General features: G+C 71.8%; 11 protein-coding genes. 7 read left to right on the plus strand and 4 right to left on the minus strand.

The window, feature by feature from the left end; all coding sequences use genetic code 11:
* Positions 1 to 29: 29 nt before the first annotated feature.
* Positions 30 to 449 carry a DUF6278 family protein gene (locus tag OG562_RS35135; RefSeq protein WP_266405345.1) on the plus strand — a complete coding sequence of 140 codons (420 nt, stop codon included), beginning with the start codon at positions 30 to 32 and terminating at the stop codon, positions 447 to 449.
* Positions 450 to 600: 151 nt separating this feature from the next.
* Positions 601 to 1344, plus strand: coding sequence for an amino acid ABC transporter ATP-binding protein (locus tag OG562_RS35140; RefSeq protein ID WP_266405346.1), 744 nt, complete (start codon positions 601 to 603; stop codon positions 1342 to 1344).
* A gap of 83 nt (positions 1345 to 1427) precedes the next feature.
* Here the strand turns inward: OG562_RS35140 and OG562_RS35145 are convergent, their stop codons facing one another.
* Both OG562_RS35145 and OG562_RS35150 read right to left on the minus strand, forming a co-directional pair.
* A complete protein-coding gene (locus tag OG562_RS35145) occupies positions 1428 to 3002 on the minus strand; it encodes an alpha/beta fold hydrolase (RefSeq protein ID WP_266405347.1) in 1575 nt (524 codons plus the stop codon).
* 95 nt (positions 3003 to 3097) lie between these two features.
* Positions 3098 to 3844 (minus strand): hypothetical protein, encoded by a 747-nt coding sequence (locus OG562_RS35150; RefSeq protein ID WP_266405348.1) that lies wholly within the window; start codon positions 3842 to 3844, stop codon positions 3098 to 3100.
* Positions 3845 to 3987: 143 nt separating this feature from the next.
* On the opposite strand from OG562_RS35150, the gene ggt reads away from it, so the two are divergent.
* Positions 3988 to 5787: a gamma-glutamyltransferase gene (gene ggt, locus OG562_RS35155; protein WP_266405349.1), complete on the plus strand. Its 1800-nt coding sequence runs from the start codon at positions 3988 to 3990 to the stop codon at positions 5785 to 5787.
* On the opposite strand, the gene OG562_RS35160 is transcribed toward ggt, so the two are convergent.
* Together OG562_RS35160 and map are read right to left on the minus strand one after the other, a co-directional pair.
* Positions 5782 to 8337, minus strand: a complete 2556-nt coding sequence (locus tag OG562_RS35160; RefSeq protein WP_266405350.1) for an ATP-dependent Clp protease ATP-binding subunit — start codon at positions 8335 to 8337, stop codon at positions 5782 to 5784. The two genes, ggt and OG562_RS35160, sit on opposite strands and share 6 nt — an antisense overlap.
* A 471-nt stretch (positions 8338 to 8808) precedes the next feature.
* On the minus strand, positions 8809 to 9579 hold the full coding sequence (gene map, locus OG562_RS35165) for a type I methionyl aminopeptidase (protein WP_266405351.1): 771 nt from the start codon (positions 9577 to 9579) through the stop codon (positions 8809 to 8811).
* 44 nt (positions 9580 to 9623) lie between these two features.
* Between map and OG562_RS35170 the strand changes: the two genes are divergently transcribed.
* The 4 genes from OG562_RS35170 (at position 9624) to OG562_RS35185 (ending at position 13819) form a co-directional block, all read left to right on the plus strand.
* Entirely contained in the window at positions 9624 to 9878 is a 255-nt protein-coding gene (locus OG562_RS35170) for a helix-turn-helix domain-containing protein (RefSeq protein ID WP_266405352.1), read from the plus strand.
* Between the two features lie 172 nt (positions 9879 to 10050).
* Positions 10051 to 11517 carry a hypothetical protein gene (locus OG562_RS35175; RefSeq protein ID WP_266405353.1) on the plus strand — a complete coding sequence of 489 codons (1467 nt, stop codon included), beginning with the start codon at positions 10051 to 10053 and terminating at the stop codon, positions 11515 to 11517.
* A 179-nt stretch (positions 11518 to 11696) separates the two neighbouring features.
* Positions 11697 to 12539 (plus strand): nitrilase-related carbon-nitrogen hydrolase, encoded by an 843-nt coding sequence (locus tag OG562_RS35180; protein WP_266405354.1) that lies wholly within the window; start codon positions 11697 to 11699, stop codon positions 12537 to 12539.
* A complete protein-coding gene (locus tag OG562_RS35185; protein WP_266405355.1) occupies positions 12536 to 13819 on the plus strand; it encodes an aspartate aminotransferase family protein in 1284 nt (427 codons plus the stop codon). Before OG562_RS35180 ends, OG562_RS35185 begins: the two co-directional genes overlap by 4 nt.
* Positions 13820 to 13828: the final 9 nt, after the last annotated feature.

Consider the following 13828-nt stretch of genomic DNA (forward strand, 5'->3'; position numbering starts at 1 on the left):
CACGTCGGTGCGAATGTCACGCTGGGCTTATGAACATCCCTTTCCTGGGCAACAAGCGCAAGAAGCACGGTGAAGCGGTGCTGACCGCGGACCCCGAGGGGGTGGCCGCACTCCTCTCCGAATGCGAGCTGCTGCGTTCCCAGGCGGCCCTGACGGGGATCCGACTCGACGACACCGCCGCCTCGTTGGAGGCGCTGGACCAGCTGCTGCCGCGCTGGCGCGACGACGAGGAGATCCTGCCCTGGCTCGGCAACGACGCCGGCCTCTACCTGGGCACGGTCATCGTGCGCAGCGTGCCCGGCGCCGTCTGGGAGGTCTGGCCGGGCGGGCAGCCGGTCGTCCGGCTGGCGTCCGGCCGGGAGTTCGACGTCGTGACGGCCGGGCACGAATGGGCCGCGAACGGCGTTCCCGAGCTGTCCCAGCTGTACGGCGAGGTCGCCGAGGCCTGAGCGCCGATCTGAGCGCCGGCCTGGGAACATGGGCGCGAATGCCCCGTAAATACGGCTAATGCCCTGAAAGTGCGTGTCGGGCCTTCACGTCAGCCTTATGTGGATAGTTTGCGGCAACCACGACACAGCTGAGAAGTGAGTAGGGCTGCGAATGGCCGTCGATCCGTTGATCGAACTGCGAGACGTCAACAAGTACTTCGGGGAGCTGCATGTCCTGCAGGACGTCAACCTCACCGTCGGCAGGGGGGAGGTGGTCGTCGTCATCGGCCCCTCGGGGTCGGGGAAGTCGACGCTGTGCCGTGCGATCAACCGGCTGGAGCCGATCCAGTCCGGCTCGATCACGCTCGACGGACAGCCGCTGCCCGAGGAGGGCAAGGACCTCGCCAGGCTGCGTTCCGACGTCGGCATGGTCTTCCAGTCGTTCAACCTCTTCGCCCACAAGACGGTCCTGCAGAACATCTCGCTGGGTCAGACGAAGGTCCGCAAGCGCAAGAAGGACGAGGCCGACCGGCGCTCCCGTGAACTCCTGGACCGGGTCGGCCTGATCTCCCAGGCCGACAAGTTCCCCGCACAGCTCTCCGGCGGGCAGCAGCAGCGCGTGGCCATCGCCCGCGCCCTCGCCATGGACCCCAAGGCGCTCCTGTTCGACGAGCCCACCTCCGCCCTCGACCCCGAGATGATCAACGAGGTCCTCGAGGTCATGCAGCAACTGGCCCGGGACGGCATGACCATGGTCGTGGTCACCCACGAGATGGGCTTCGCCCGCTCGGCCGCCAACCGCGTGGTGTTCATGGCCGACGGCCGCATCGTCGAGGACCGCACCCCCGAGGAGTTCTTCACCGACCCGCGCAGCGACCGGGCCAAGGACTTCCTTTCGAAGATCCTGAAGCACTGAGCGACGGGTGTGCGACCCTGGGACCCTGGGTTTTCCCGGGGGCGGCAGTCACGGAGCCGTACCCGCCCGGCAGCGGCCGGAGATCACTGCTCGCGCAGCGGAATCGACACGTACGACGGGTCGTTCGCCGGCGAGGAGAAGGTCAGCTGCGCGCCGGACGGGTTGTGCTCGATGTAGAGCGGGTCGACCGTGTCGACGACCAGGGCCAGTCGGTGCCCTGCCGGGACGTCGTAGGCCGTGGAGAACAGCTCCAGGCCGAGGCCGAACGGCTTGCCGGGCGTGAGCCCGTGGAAGGTGTACGGCGCGTCGGCGACCAGCTTGCCGAGGCCGAGCGGCCCCACGTCGTACAGATAGGCGACGAGGGTGCCGCTCTCCTTGGTCGGGGTGACCGTGGTGTGCAACACGGCGGTGCCGCGCACCTGTTGGGCCGTCGTGTACCGCTCCGACTGCCATACGGCCGCCCAGCGGCGGGGGAGCAGGGGGATCGGGGCCACCGGGGGCACCCGCGCGACCTGGTCGAGGATGCTGGAGAGGAACACGATCCCGCCGTCCGCGCCCGAGTCGACGTTCGTGTGGATCGTGGTCGTGCCCGCGAGGGCGATCTTCGTACGGTGGGCGTTCACCGACTTCCAGTCGGGGTAACCCTCGTAGCCGTCGGTGGAACGGGACTTGAGCTGGACGGGCTGTTCCCGGTCGACGCCGTTGTCCACGCCCTTGAGGTAGTGGTCGAACCAGCGCCCGGTGTCGGTCCACACGTCGTTGGGCAGACCGAACAGACCGGTGAGCTCGGCGGTGGCGTGGTCGCCGGGGCGCAGCTCCAGTCGCTTGGGGCCGGTCAGCTTCTCGTAGAGGGAGACGGACTGGTTGGGCGGGAAGATCGTGTCGCCCCAGGCCCCGGCGAGCAGCACCGCCGCGCCGTTGTGGTTGAGCTGGTCCAGATAGGTCGCGGGTGAACGTTTCTTCCCCCAGGCGAGGATGTCCTGCTCCCGGGACAGGTCGGAGGCGTAGAAAGCCGAGAAGACGTCCCGGGACTCGGCGCTCTGGCGGCCGACGACCGTGCCCACGCCGTCGAGCAGGGCGGCGGCCTGGACGTGCTGGGTGCGGCCGGAGTAGATCGAGTCGATCAGGTCGCCCCAGCCGCTGAGCGAGGCGACGGCCTTGATCCGCGGATCGTGGGCGGCGGCCAACAGGCTGATGCCCGCGCCGTAGGAGACGCCCGCCATGCCGATGTGCCGTGCGTCGGCAGGGGTGTTGGCGAGGGCCCAGTCGACGACCTTGGAGGCGTCGGCCACGTCGTGCGGACCCGCCACGTCGATCTCCCCGCCCGACTGCCAGAAGCCCCGCACGTTGTAACTGAGCACGACGTAACCGGATTCGGCGAGTCTCTGTGCCTGTGCGAGGTACTGGACCTGCGGGAAGCCCCAGCTCGTGGGGAGCACGATCAACGGGTGGCGGTGGAGGGCGTCGGCGCCGGCCGGCGTGACCACGTTGGCCTTGAGGACCGTGCCGCCGTCCCCGGCGATGTCGACGTACCGGACGCTGCTCGCAGCGTCCTGCGCGGCCTGTGCGGCGGGCGCGAGGCCGAGGACGCCGCCCGCGATCAGGGACGCGGAGACGACGCCCGCGGCGGTCGTGCGAAAGGCCTTGCGGTGTCCCACGGGTCACTCCTCGACGTGCGTCGGCGCACAGTTCCTCAGTGCAAAGTGACCCGACGGTAACCGGGATGTCTTACTGGAGGTAACCCGCCGGTAAGTTACGTGGCAGTAACGATTGTTGTGGCCGGCAGGGGCGCCTGGGCCGCCCGCGTCACGTCCTCGACCAGCTCCACGACGTCGGGGCCGTACGCCTGGGAGTTGATCACCTTCAGGAGCAGGACGAACGAGCCGTTCCCGTGCTTGCGGGCCAGCCGCTCGTGGTTGCGGACGAGATAGCGGGTGGCGGCCTGGTTGGTGATCGCGCGCTGGCCGCAGAACAGGAACACCGGCCGCGCCTCCCGCCGTTGACCGGCGGTGAGCCGGGCCAGCAGAACGAACTCGGTGACGCCCGCGTCCATGCGGTAGTGCTCGGCGCCGACCTGGAACGCCAGCCGGTCCGGGCTCGGTTCGCGGTCGGTGTTGACCCGCACCCCGGGCAGCATGGCCTGGATGTGGGCCGCCATGCGCCGGTTCGATCCCGGCCCGCCGACGCAGAACTCCGTTCGCTCCCCGAAACCCTGACGGGCCGTGTCCTGGGTGACGACCTCGGCGCCCGCGCCGCAGTCCTTGATGAGCGCGGCGAGTTCCAGGAGCGCGAACACGTCGTGCCGGTGCACCGCCAGGTCCGCGCTGCCCGCGTCGCGGTTGACGACGAGCAGGCACTCCGAGTTCTCCGGCAGCCCGAAGAAGGCCTGCTTGCGGCGGAGCTTCCGCCGCCACAGGTACGTACGGGCGAGCCAGCCCAGCGCGGCGCTGATTCCGGCCGCGACCACGCCCAGGACGATGTTGCGCAGGTCGTCGTTCATGGGCGCGCATAGTAGTGGGCCCGCATGACCGCTACGTACCCGTGTTCGAGGTGTGGCAGTCGTATGACAGTGCCCGGAAGGAGACTGTCGGGGCCCCGGCAATGTGGTTACGCTGCGCGGACGGTCCTGGACTGGAGGTATTGATGCGTCGCCCCCTCGCGCGGAAACTGTCGGTGCTGGCGGTATCCGCCGCCGTGGTGTCGGTGGGGGCGGCAGCGCCACCCGCCGCCGGGAGCACGGCAGTCGAGAAGGTCCCCGTCGCCGTCGGCTACGGAGGAGCCGTCGCCAGCGTCGACGTGGACGCCTCCGCGGCCGGCATCGAGGTGCTGCGCAAGGGCGGCAACGCCGTCGACGCGGCCGTCGCCACCGCCGCCGCCCTCGGCGTCACCGAGCCCTACTCCTCCGGCATCGGCGGAGGCGGCTACTTCGTCTACTACGACGCCAAGACCCGTGCGGTGCACACCATCGACGGCCGGGAGACCGCTCCGCTGACCGCGGACTCCGGCCTCTTCCTGGAGGACGGCAAGCCGCTCGCCTTCGCGGACGCCGTCAGCAGCGGCCTGGGCGTCGGCACCCCGGGCACGCCCGCCACATGGGCGACCGCGCTGTCGAAGTGGGGCAGCAGAAAGCTCGCCGCGGTGCTCGAACCCGCCGAGCGCATCGCCCGCGACGGCTTCACCGTCGACGACACCTTCCGCACCCAGACCGCCGCCAACGAGACCCGCTTCCGCTACTTCCCGGACACCGCGAAGCTGTTCCTGCCCGGCGGACAACTCCCCGTCGTCGGCTCGACGTTCAAGAACCCCGAGCTCGCCAGGACCTACCAGGAGCTGGGCCGCAAGGGCGTCGCCGCGCTCTACCGGGGCGACCTGGGCGAGGACATCGTCGACACGGTCAACAAGCCGCCCGTGGACCCGAGTTCCGGCTGGAAGGCCCGCCCCGGGAAGCTGTCCGCCGAGGACCTCGCCGCCTACCGCGCCAAGCTCCAGGCGCCCACCAAGACGTCGTACCGAGGCCTGGGCGTCTACTCCATCGCGCCCTCGTCGTCGGGCGGAACGACGGTCGGCGAGGCGCTCAACATCCTGGAGAAGACGGACCTTTCCAAGGCGAGCGAGGCGCAGTATCTGCACCGCTACATCGAAGCCAGCCGGATCGCCTTCGCCGACCGCGGACGCTGGCTCGGCGACCCCGCCTTCGAGGACGTGCCGACGAAGCAGCTGCTGTCACAGAGGTACGCCGACTCGCGCGCCTGCCTGATCAAGGACGACGCGGTGCTCACCAGCCCCCTCGCGCCCGGCGACCCGAGCCACCCGGCCGCCTGCGACACCGGCGGCACCGCCGCGCCGACGACCTACGAGGGCGAGAACACCACGCATCTCACGGTCGCCGACAAGTGGGGCAACGTCGTCTCCTACACGCTCACCATCGAGCAGACCGGCGGCAGCGCCATCACCGTCCCGGGCCGGGGCTTCCTCCTCAACAACGAGCTGACGGACTTCTCCTTCGCGCCGGCCAACCCGGCCGTGCACGACCCGAACCTGCCCGGTCCGGGCAAGCGGCCGCGGTCGTCGATCTCCCCGACCATCGTGCTGGACAAGAACGACAAGCCCGTCGTGGCGCTCGGTTCGCCCGGCGGCTCGACCATCATCACCACCGTGCTGCAGACCCTCACCGAGTTCCTCGACCGCGGACTGCCCCTCGTCGACGCCATCGCCGCACCCCGCGCCAGCCAGCGCAACGCGGCCCAGACCGAACTCGAACCCGGCCTGTACGGAAGCGACGTGGCCAAGCAGCTGGAGGCCATCGGGCACTCCTTCAAGCTGAACCCGGAGATCGGCGCGGCGACCGGCGTACAGCGACTGCCGAACGGCAAGTGGCTGGCCGCCGCCGAGACCGTACGGCGCGGCGGCGGCTCGGCCCAGGTCGTGTACCCGGCCTCATAGTTCGACGGCGGCAGGGGCGGGGTCGGGCGGCTGCGTGCGGAACGCGAGCCGCCCGTCCTCGACCTCCACCCGCACCCGGTCGCCGTCCTTCACCCGGCCGTCGAGCAGCAGCCGCGACAGCTGGTTGTCGACCTCGCGCTGGATGGTGCGGCGCAACGGCCGGGCGCCGTACTCGGGTTGGTAGCCGCGCTCGGCCAGCCAGTCGACGGCCGCGTCGCCGAACTCGACCGTGACGCCCTGCGCGTGCACCAGCCGCCGCGTCTTCTGCAGCAACAGGTCGGTGATCTGCCGCAGTTGCTCGCTCGTCAGCTCACGGAAGACGACGATCTCGTCGATGCGGTTGAGGAACTCCGGCCGGAAGTGCTCGCGCAGCGGCCGCAGGATCTGCTCGCGCCGCGCCTCCTCGTCGCCCTCGCCGCTCCCCGACCCGAAGCCGATGCCGCCGCCGCGCCGGATGATCGCCTCGGAGCCGAGATTGCTGGTCATCACGATGACCGTGTTGGTGAAGTCCACCCTGCGGCCCTGCGCGTCGGTGAGCCGGCCGTCGTCGAGGACCTGGAGCAGGATGTTGAAGACGTCCGGATGCGCCTTCTCCACCTCGTCGAGCAGCAGCAGCGAGTACGGATGCCGGCGGACCGCCTCGGTGAGCTGGCCGGCCTCCTCGTGGCCGACGTAGCCGGGCGGGGCGCCCACCAGACGGCTGACGGTGTGCCGCTCCTGGTACTCGCTCATGTCGAGCCGGACCATGCGCTCCTCGCTGCCGAACAGCGCCTGGGCGAGCGCCCGGGCTAGTTCCGTCTTGCCGACTCCGGTCGGCCCCAGGAAGAGGAAGCTGCCGATCGGCCGGTCCGGGCTGGCCAGCCCGGCGCGCGAGCGCAGCACCGCGTCCGCGACGACCCGCACCGCCTCCTCCTGGCCGACGACCCGCTCGTGCAGCCGCTCCTCCAGACCGAGCAGACGGTCCTTCTCCTCCTGGGTGAGGCTGGCGACCGGGATGCCGGTCTGCCGTGACACCACCTCGGCGACGGCCTCGGCGGTGACCTCCAGATGCCGTCCCTCGTCGGCCGCCTCCTCGCCGGTCACGTCCGTGATGCGCTTCCTCAGCTGCACGATGCGGTCCCGCAACCGGGTGGCCTCCTCGTAACTCTCGTCCGCGACGGCCTGGTCCTTGTCACGGGCGAGCTGCTCGACCTCGCGCTCCATGGCGCGCACGTCCGTGCCCTTCGTGCGGGCGCCGAGCCGCACCCGGGCGCCGGCCTGGTCGATCAGGTCGATGGCCTTGTCGGGCAGGCGGCGGTCGGTGAGATAGCGGTCGGACAGCTCCACGGCGGCGACGAGCGCCTCGTCGGTGTAGCGGACCTGGTGGTGGGCCTCGTAGCGGTCGCGCAGGCCGCGCAGGATCTCGATCGCGTCCACGACGGACGGCTCGGGGACGAGGATCGGCTGGAAGCGGCGGGCCAGCGCCGCGTCCTTCTCGATGCGCCGGTACTCCTCCAGCGTCGTCGCCCCCACGATGTGCAGCTCGCCGCGGGCCAGGGCCGGCTTGAGGATGTTGCCGGCGTCCATCGAGCCGGCCTCGCCGCCTCCGCCCGCGCCGACGACGGTGTGCAGCTCGTCGATGAAGACGATCAGCTGGTCGGAGTGGGCGCTGATCTCGCCCACGATGCTGTTGAGGCGTTCCTCGAAGTCGCCGCGGTAGCGGGTGCCCGCGACCACGCCGGTCAGGTCCAGGGCGATCACCCGGCGTCCGCCGAGCACGTCCGGCACGTCGTCGTCCGCGATGCGCTGCGCCAGCCCCTCGACGACGGCGGTCTTGCCGACGCCCGCGTCGCCGATCAGCACCGGGTTGTTCTTGCCGCGCCGGGAGAGCACCTCGATGGTCTGCTCGATCTCGTCGTCCCGCCCGATCACCGGGTCCACCCGGCCCTGGCGGGCCAGGTCGGTGAGATCGCGGCCGTACTTGTCCAGGGTGGGCGTGCCGGTGGGCCCCGGCCGCTCGGGGTGGGCCCGGTCGGCCTCCGGGGGCTCCGGCGGCATGCCGGTGGAGGCGAAGCGGGCCGCGTTGAGGATGTGACCGGCCGCGGAGTCCGGGTTCGAGGCGAGGGCGCTGAGCACATGCTCCGGGCCGATGTGCCCGGCGCCGCGCGAGCGCGCCAGCTCATGGGCGTCCAGCAGGGCGCGCTTGGCGGCCGGGGTGAGGGAGAGCGAGGTCGGCGGGGGTCCCTCGCCCGGCGGGTGCTGGGCCGGGCCCGAACGCTCGTCGATCTCCGTCGCGAGGGAGTCGGGGTCCGCGCCGGCCCGGCTGAGCAGCGTGCGGGTGGGCTCCGCGGAGAGGGCCGCGCGCAACAGGTGCTCGGTGTCCAGGTCGCGGCTGCCGTGCTCGGCGGCGTACTGGGCCGCGCCGCGCACGAGGTCCCTGGCGGGCTGGCTGAGCAGCTGGCCGATGTTGATCTGCCGGCGGGGGCCGGGGCGGGGCCCGCCGAAGAAGCGGGCCAGGAATTCGCCGAAGGGGTCGCCGTTGCCCTCCGGGCTGGTGAAGCCGCTGGTCATGGCGTTCCGTTCGATGGACGTGCAGGGCGCTGCGCTGCGGTGCCGGGTGCCCTCGGCCGGGCCGGCCGGTCACACCACCTTGGCACGATCGATCGGGTGCGGCATGTCCTGCCGGCCGCGGCGGCACCCGGCCCCACGGCCACCCGCCGATACGAGCTCCCCGCGTCCTGCGCCGTCCCGCGTCCCGCGCCGCGTCCTGCGCCGTCCCGCGTCCTGCGCCGCGTCCCGCGCCGCGTCCCGTCCCGCGCCCCGTCCTGCGCGCCGCTCCCCACCACGCCCCGTCCCGCGTCCCCCGTCCTGCGCCCCGCCCCGCGCCCAGCCCTGCGCCGCTCCCCGCCACGCCCCGCTTCGGCCCCCGTGCCTCTATGGCCCCCATGCCCCCGGAGCTTCAGGCCCTGCCCCCCTGCGGTCTCCGCTCCTGGAGCTTCGGGCCCCGCCCCCCTGCGGCCTCCGCCCCCGGAGGGAACCGTTCTACCGTCGTTCGGTGAGGATCCGTGGGCCCGCGTCCGTGATGGCCACCGTGTGTTCCGCGTGGGCCGCCCGGGAGCCGTCGTTCGTCCGCAGGGTCCAGCCGTCCGGCGCCTCGTGGTAGCCGTCGCCGCCGCCCGCGATCAGCATGGGCTCGATGGCGAGGACCATGCCGTGCCGCAGGCGCATCCCCCGGCCCGGGCGGCCCTCGTTGGGGACCGGCGGGTCCTCGTGCATGTGCCGGCCCACGCCGTGGCCGCCGAAGCCGTCCGGGATGCCGTAGCCGCCGGCCCGGCAGACCGCGCCGACGGCGTGGGCGATGTCGCCGATGCGGTTGCCGACGACCGCCGCCTCGATGCCGGCCGCGAGGGCGCGCTCCGCGGCGTCGATCAGTCGGAGGTCCGCCGGGCGGGGCGTGCCCACGGTGAAGGTGAGGGCGGAGTCGCCGACCCAGCCGTCCAGCTGCGCGCCGAAGTCGATCGAGACCAGGTCGCCGTCGCGCAGCGGTTGACCGGTGGGGATGCCGTGCACGATCGCGTCGTTCACGGAGACGCAGAGCACCGCCGGGAACGGGGTCGGCGCGAAGGACGGGCGGTAGCCGAGGAAGGGCGAGCTCGCGCCCGCCTCCCGCAGCACGTCGTGCGCCACCTCGTCCAGCTCCAGCGGGGACACGCCCACGTCGGCGGCCTTGCGCACCGCCGTCAGGGCTCGGGCGACGACCTGTCCCGCCTCGTACATGGCATCGATCGATGTGTTCGTCTTCAGTTCCACCATGCCAATTACTATACCGGTTTCTGTGCCGGTATTAGAATGGCGGCATGGTGCGCACCCCGTTGACCCCAGAAGAGCGCGAACGCGGAGAACGGCTCGGCCGACTGCTCCGCGAGGCCCGCGGCGGCCGGAGCATGACCGAGGTCGCGGCGAGCGCGGGCATCTCCGCCGAGACGCTCCGCAAGATCGAGACCGGCCGCGCCCCCACCCCGGCGTTCTTCACCGTCGCCGCGCTCGCCCGCGCGCTCGGACTGTCGATGGACAAGCTGGCCGGGCTGTGTGTGCCGGCCCCGGCGGCCTGAGGGAGCGCCCACGTCGGGGCCCATGACGGACGCCCGCGACGGCCGATCGCGCAATGGTCAAGATCGCGCAATGAGCTCGTCGCGTCCGCTTTGAAAACCATCCGTAGCCGCGCTGTAACACGGCTGGTGTTTTCTACGACTCGGGGATCTCCGGTCTGGCAGGAGTTGGGCGATGGCGGTGGATCAACTCCCGGGCAGGGTGCGGGAGTTCGCGAACTACCTGAACGGACTGCTGGCGCGCCTCGACCAGGGCGCCGGCTGGTGCGCGGTGTTCTGGCAACGGGATCCCGACGGCATGCAGGCCTGTCTCGAAGGGCGCGAGGTGCCCCCCTGGGACGTGGTGGAAGCCCTGTTGCAGGACCTCTCCAGCGAGTACGGCACCGCGCTCGCCGGGCAGGAGGCGCAGCAGGTGAGGCCTCTGCACTCCGCCGCCCTCGCCGCCTACGACGCCCGTCCCGGCGGCCGGGAATCCCTCGGGGACCGGCTCGACGTCATGCTCCGCGAGCAGCGCTACGCCGTCGAGCGCCAGGCCGAACTGGGCCGTCGGCTCGCCGCCGCGGCGTCCCGGGAGGAGGCCGACGCCATCCGCCTCGACCTCGCCTGGGCCCACGACGACCATGAACGGGCCACCGCACGGTGCGCCGAACTCCGGTACCGGATGGCCGAGTTGGACCGGAACCCGGGAAGCGCTCAGAGGCGGGGGGCGCAGCCGGTCCGCGCCGCCGAGCCGCACCCGGACTCCGGGTACGGCGCAGAGGCCGCGACCGCGGCCCGTCCCGGAGATGCCACGGTAACCGCATACGACACCGAGCCCTCCGCCGCTGAGGCAGCCCCCGGGCCGACTCCCGCCGTGGCTGCCGCCGAGGCCCCCGCCCCGGACCCCGCGTCGAGCGCCCCCCTCCCCAAGCAGCGCAAGCGTCGCCGCGGCAGTGCCCGCTTCGCCGGGATGGCCGAGGAGGAGGCCGCCCCCGTCGCCGTACCGCCGGTCGCGGAGCCGGTGGCGCCCGCGCCCGCTCCCGCGGCTCGGCGCACTCCGCGCGGGGCGCGGTTCGCCGGGGCAGCCGAGGAGGCGGCGTCGCGGTCGGAGCCGCAGCGGGAGCCGCTGGACGCGCAGGCGCGGCGGGAGACCGTCGAGGCGGTGGAGCACCTGGTGCGGCTGCGCGGCGAGGGCCGCAGCGGCGAGGCGCACGCCCTGCTCGTCGAGCTCGCGTACTGGCCCGCCGCCCGGATCCCGCTGCTCGCGGCCGAGCTGCGCCGCGCCGGGCTCACCGCCGACTGGACGACCCTGCTCTGGGAGGCCGCCTCGCTGCCCGCCGACCGGCTGGTCGCCGCGGCGGACGCCCTGGTCGCGGTGGGGCGCACGGCCGACGGCGAGCAGATCCTGCGGCAGGGCGTCGCCCGACCCGCCGCCGAGATCGGGCAGGCCGTGCTCGCCCTGGTCGGGGACGGCCGCCGCCGTGAGGCCGGCGCGCTGCTCGACGCCTACGTCCGGGTCCGCACCCCCGAGGAGGCGGCCCGCAGCGTCGCCCCCGACCCGCAGTCCCTCGTCCCCCTCCTGCTGCAGGCGGCCCGGGGCGTCTCGGAGGAACGCCACTGGGACCTGGTCCACGCCCTGCGGGTGGCCGGCTTCACGGCCTGACCGGCGGCTCCCGTTACGCCGTACGCCACGCGACTCACCCACAGGGGTGTGAAACGCGATCGACTCAGCGGGTTAACGACGATGGTCTTGGCAAGCCCGTCCCTGAGGCTTACGTTCATCCCTCTACGGCCTTTGTCTACGGGCGTAGAGGCTCTGACGTCCCGTCGAAGGAGCAGCTCATGGCCAACGTCGTACGTGCCGCACTGGTCCAGGCCACCTGGACCGGCGACACCGAGTCCATGGTGGCGAAACACGAGGAGCACGCCCGCGAGGCGGCCCGCCAGGGCGCGAAGATCATCGGTTTCCAGGAGGTCTTCAACGCTCCCTACTTCTGTCAGGTCCAGGAGCCGGAGCACTACCGCTGGGCCGAGCCGGTCCCCGACGGGCCGACCGTGCGTCGTATGCAAGAGCTCGCGCGCGAGACGGGCATGGTGATCGTCGTCCCGGTCTTCGAGGTCGAGCAGTCCGGCTTCTACTACAACACCGCCGCCGTGATCGACGCCGACGGCTCCTACCTCGGCAAATACCGCAAGCACCACATCCCGCAGGTCAAGGGTTTCTGGGAGAAGTACTACTTCAAGCCGGGCAACGCGGGCTGGCCCGTCTTCGACACGGCCGTCGGCAAGGTCGGCGTCTACATCTGCTACGACCGTCACTTCCCGGAGGGCTGGCGGCAACTCGGGCTCAACGGAGCCCAGTTGGTCTACAACCCGTCCGCCACCCACCGCGGCCTGTCCGCCCATCTCTGGCAGTTGGAGCAGCCGGCGGCCGCGGTCGCCAACGAGTACTTCGTCGCCGCCATCAACCGCGTCGGCGTCGAGGAGTACGGCGACAACGATTTCTACGGCACGTCGTACTTCGTCGACCCGCGCGGGAAGTTCGTCGGGGAGGTCGCCAGCGACAAGGACGAGGAACTTCTCGTACGCGACCTCGACCTCGATCTCGTCGAGGAGGTTCGGCAGCAGTGGGCCTTCTACCGCGACCGACGCCCCGACGCCTACGAAGGGCTGGTGCAGCCGTGAGCGACCTCTACGCCCGCCACCGCGGCGTCCTGCCGGACTGGCTCGCCCTCTACTACGAGGACCCGCTGGAGATCACCCACGGCGAGGGCCGGCACGTCTGGGACGCCGCCGGAAACAGGTATCTGGACTTCTTCGGCGGCATCCTCACCACCATGACCGCGCACGCCCTGCCCGAGGTGACCAAGGCGGTGAGCGAGCAGGCCGGGCGGATCGTCCACTCCTCGACCCTTTACCTCAACCGCCCGATGGTCGACCTCGCCGAGCGGATCGCCCACCTCAGCGGCATCCCCGACGCCCGCGTCTTCTTCACCACCTCCGGCACCGAGGCCAACGACACGGCGCTGCTGCTGGCGACGACCTACCGGCGCAGCAACACGATCCTGGCGATGCGCAACAGTTACCACGGCCGTTCCTTCAGCGCGGTCGGCATCACCGGCAACCGCGGCTGGTCCCCGACCTCCCTGTCCCCGCTGCAGACGCTGTACGTGCACGGCGGGGTGCGCGGACGCGGCCCGTACGCCGAGCTCGACGACGCCGCGTTCATCGCGGCCTGTGTGGAGGACCTCGAGGACCTCCTCGGCCACACCCGCCCGCCCGCCGCGCTGATCGCCGAGCCGATCCAGGGCGTCGGCGGCTTCACCTCGCCCCCGGACGGCCTGTACGCGGCCTTCCGCGAGGTGCTGGCCGAGCGGGGCGTCCTGTGGATCGCCGACGAGGTGCAGACCGGCTGGGGCCGCACCGGCGAGCACTTCTGGGGCTGGCAGGCGCACGGGCAGCACGGTCCGCCGGACATCGTCACCTTCGCCAAGGGCATCGGCAACGGCATGTCCATCGGAGGCGTCATCGCCCGCGCCGAGATCATGAACTGCCTGGACTCCAACAGCATCTCCACGTTCGGCGGCACCCAGATCACCATGGCGGCGGGCCTCGCCAACCTCGCCTACCTGCTGGAGCACGACCTCCAGGGCAACGCCCGACGCGTCGGCGGACTGCTCATCGAGCGGCTGCGGGCCGTCGCCGCCCAGGATCCCGGCGTACGGGAGGTGCGCGGGCGCGGACTGATGATCGGCGTCGAGCTCACCCGGCCCGGCACCGACCAGGCCGACCCGGACCGGGCGTCGGCCGTGCTGGAGGCCGCCCGCACGGACGGGCTGCTGATCGGCAAGGGGGGCGGCCACAACACCAGTGCTTTGCGCGTCGCCCCACCGTTGTCGCTGACCGTCGCGGAGGCCGAGGAGGGCGCCGCGATCCTCGAAAGCGCGCTGAGGAGCACGCAGTAGCACTGTCCT

Origin of the sequence: Streptomyces sp. NBC_01275 (assembly GCF_026340655.1) — a bacterium.
Classification (GTDB): Bacteria; Actinomycetota; Actinomycetes; order Streptomycetales; family Streptomycetaceae; genus Streptomyces.

Bases quoted from the DNA above. Each gene is read 5' to 3' on its own strand.
- map (WP_266405351.1), bottom strand. From the start codon at position 9,579: ATGGTGGAACTGAAGACGAACACATCGATCGATGCCATGTACGAGGCG.
- ggt (WP_266405349.1), top strand. From the start codon at position 3,988: ATGCGTCGCCCCCTCGCGCGGAAACTGTCGGTGCTGGCGGTATCCGCC.
- OG562_RS35170 (WP_266405352.1), top strand. From the start codon at position 9,624: ATGGTGCGCACCCCGTTGACCCCAGAAGAGCGCGAACGCGGAGAACGG.
- OG562_RS35140 (WP_266405346.1), top strand. From the start codon at position 601: ATGGCCGTCGATCCGTTGATCGAACTGCGAGACGTCAACAAGTACTTC.
- OG562_RS35150 (WP_266405348.1), bottom strand. From the start codon at position 3,844: ATGAACGACGACCTGCGCAACATCGTCCTGGGCGTGGTCGCGGCCGGA.
- OG562_RS35160 (WP_266405350.1), bottom strand. From the start codon at position 8,337: ATGACCAGCGGCTTCACCAGCCCGGAGGGCAACGGCGACCCCTTCGGC.
- OG562_RS35135 (WP_266405345.1), top strand. From the start codon at position 30: ATGAACATCCCTTTCCTGGGCAACAAGCGCAAGAAGCACGGTGAAGCG.
- OG562_RS35180 (WP_266405354.1), top strand. From the start codon at position 11,697: ATGGCCAACGTCGTACGTGCCGCACTGGTCCAGGCCACCTGGACCGGC.
- OG562_RS35175 (WP_266405353.1), top strand. From the start codon at position 10,051: ATGGCGGTGGATCAACTCCCGGGCAGGGTGCGGGAGTTCGCGAACTAC.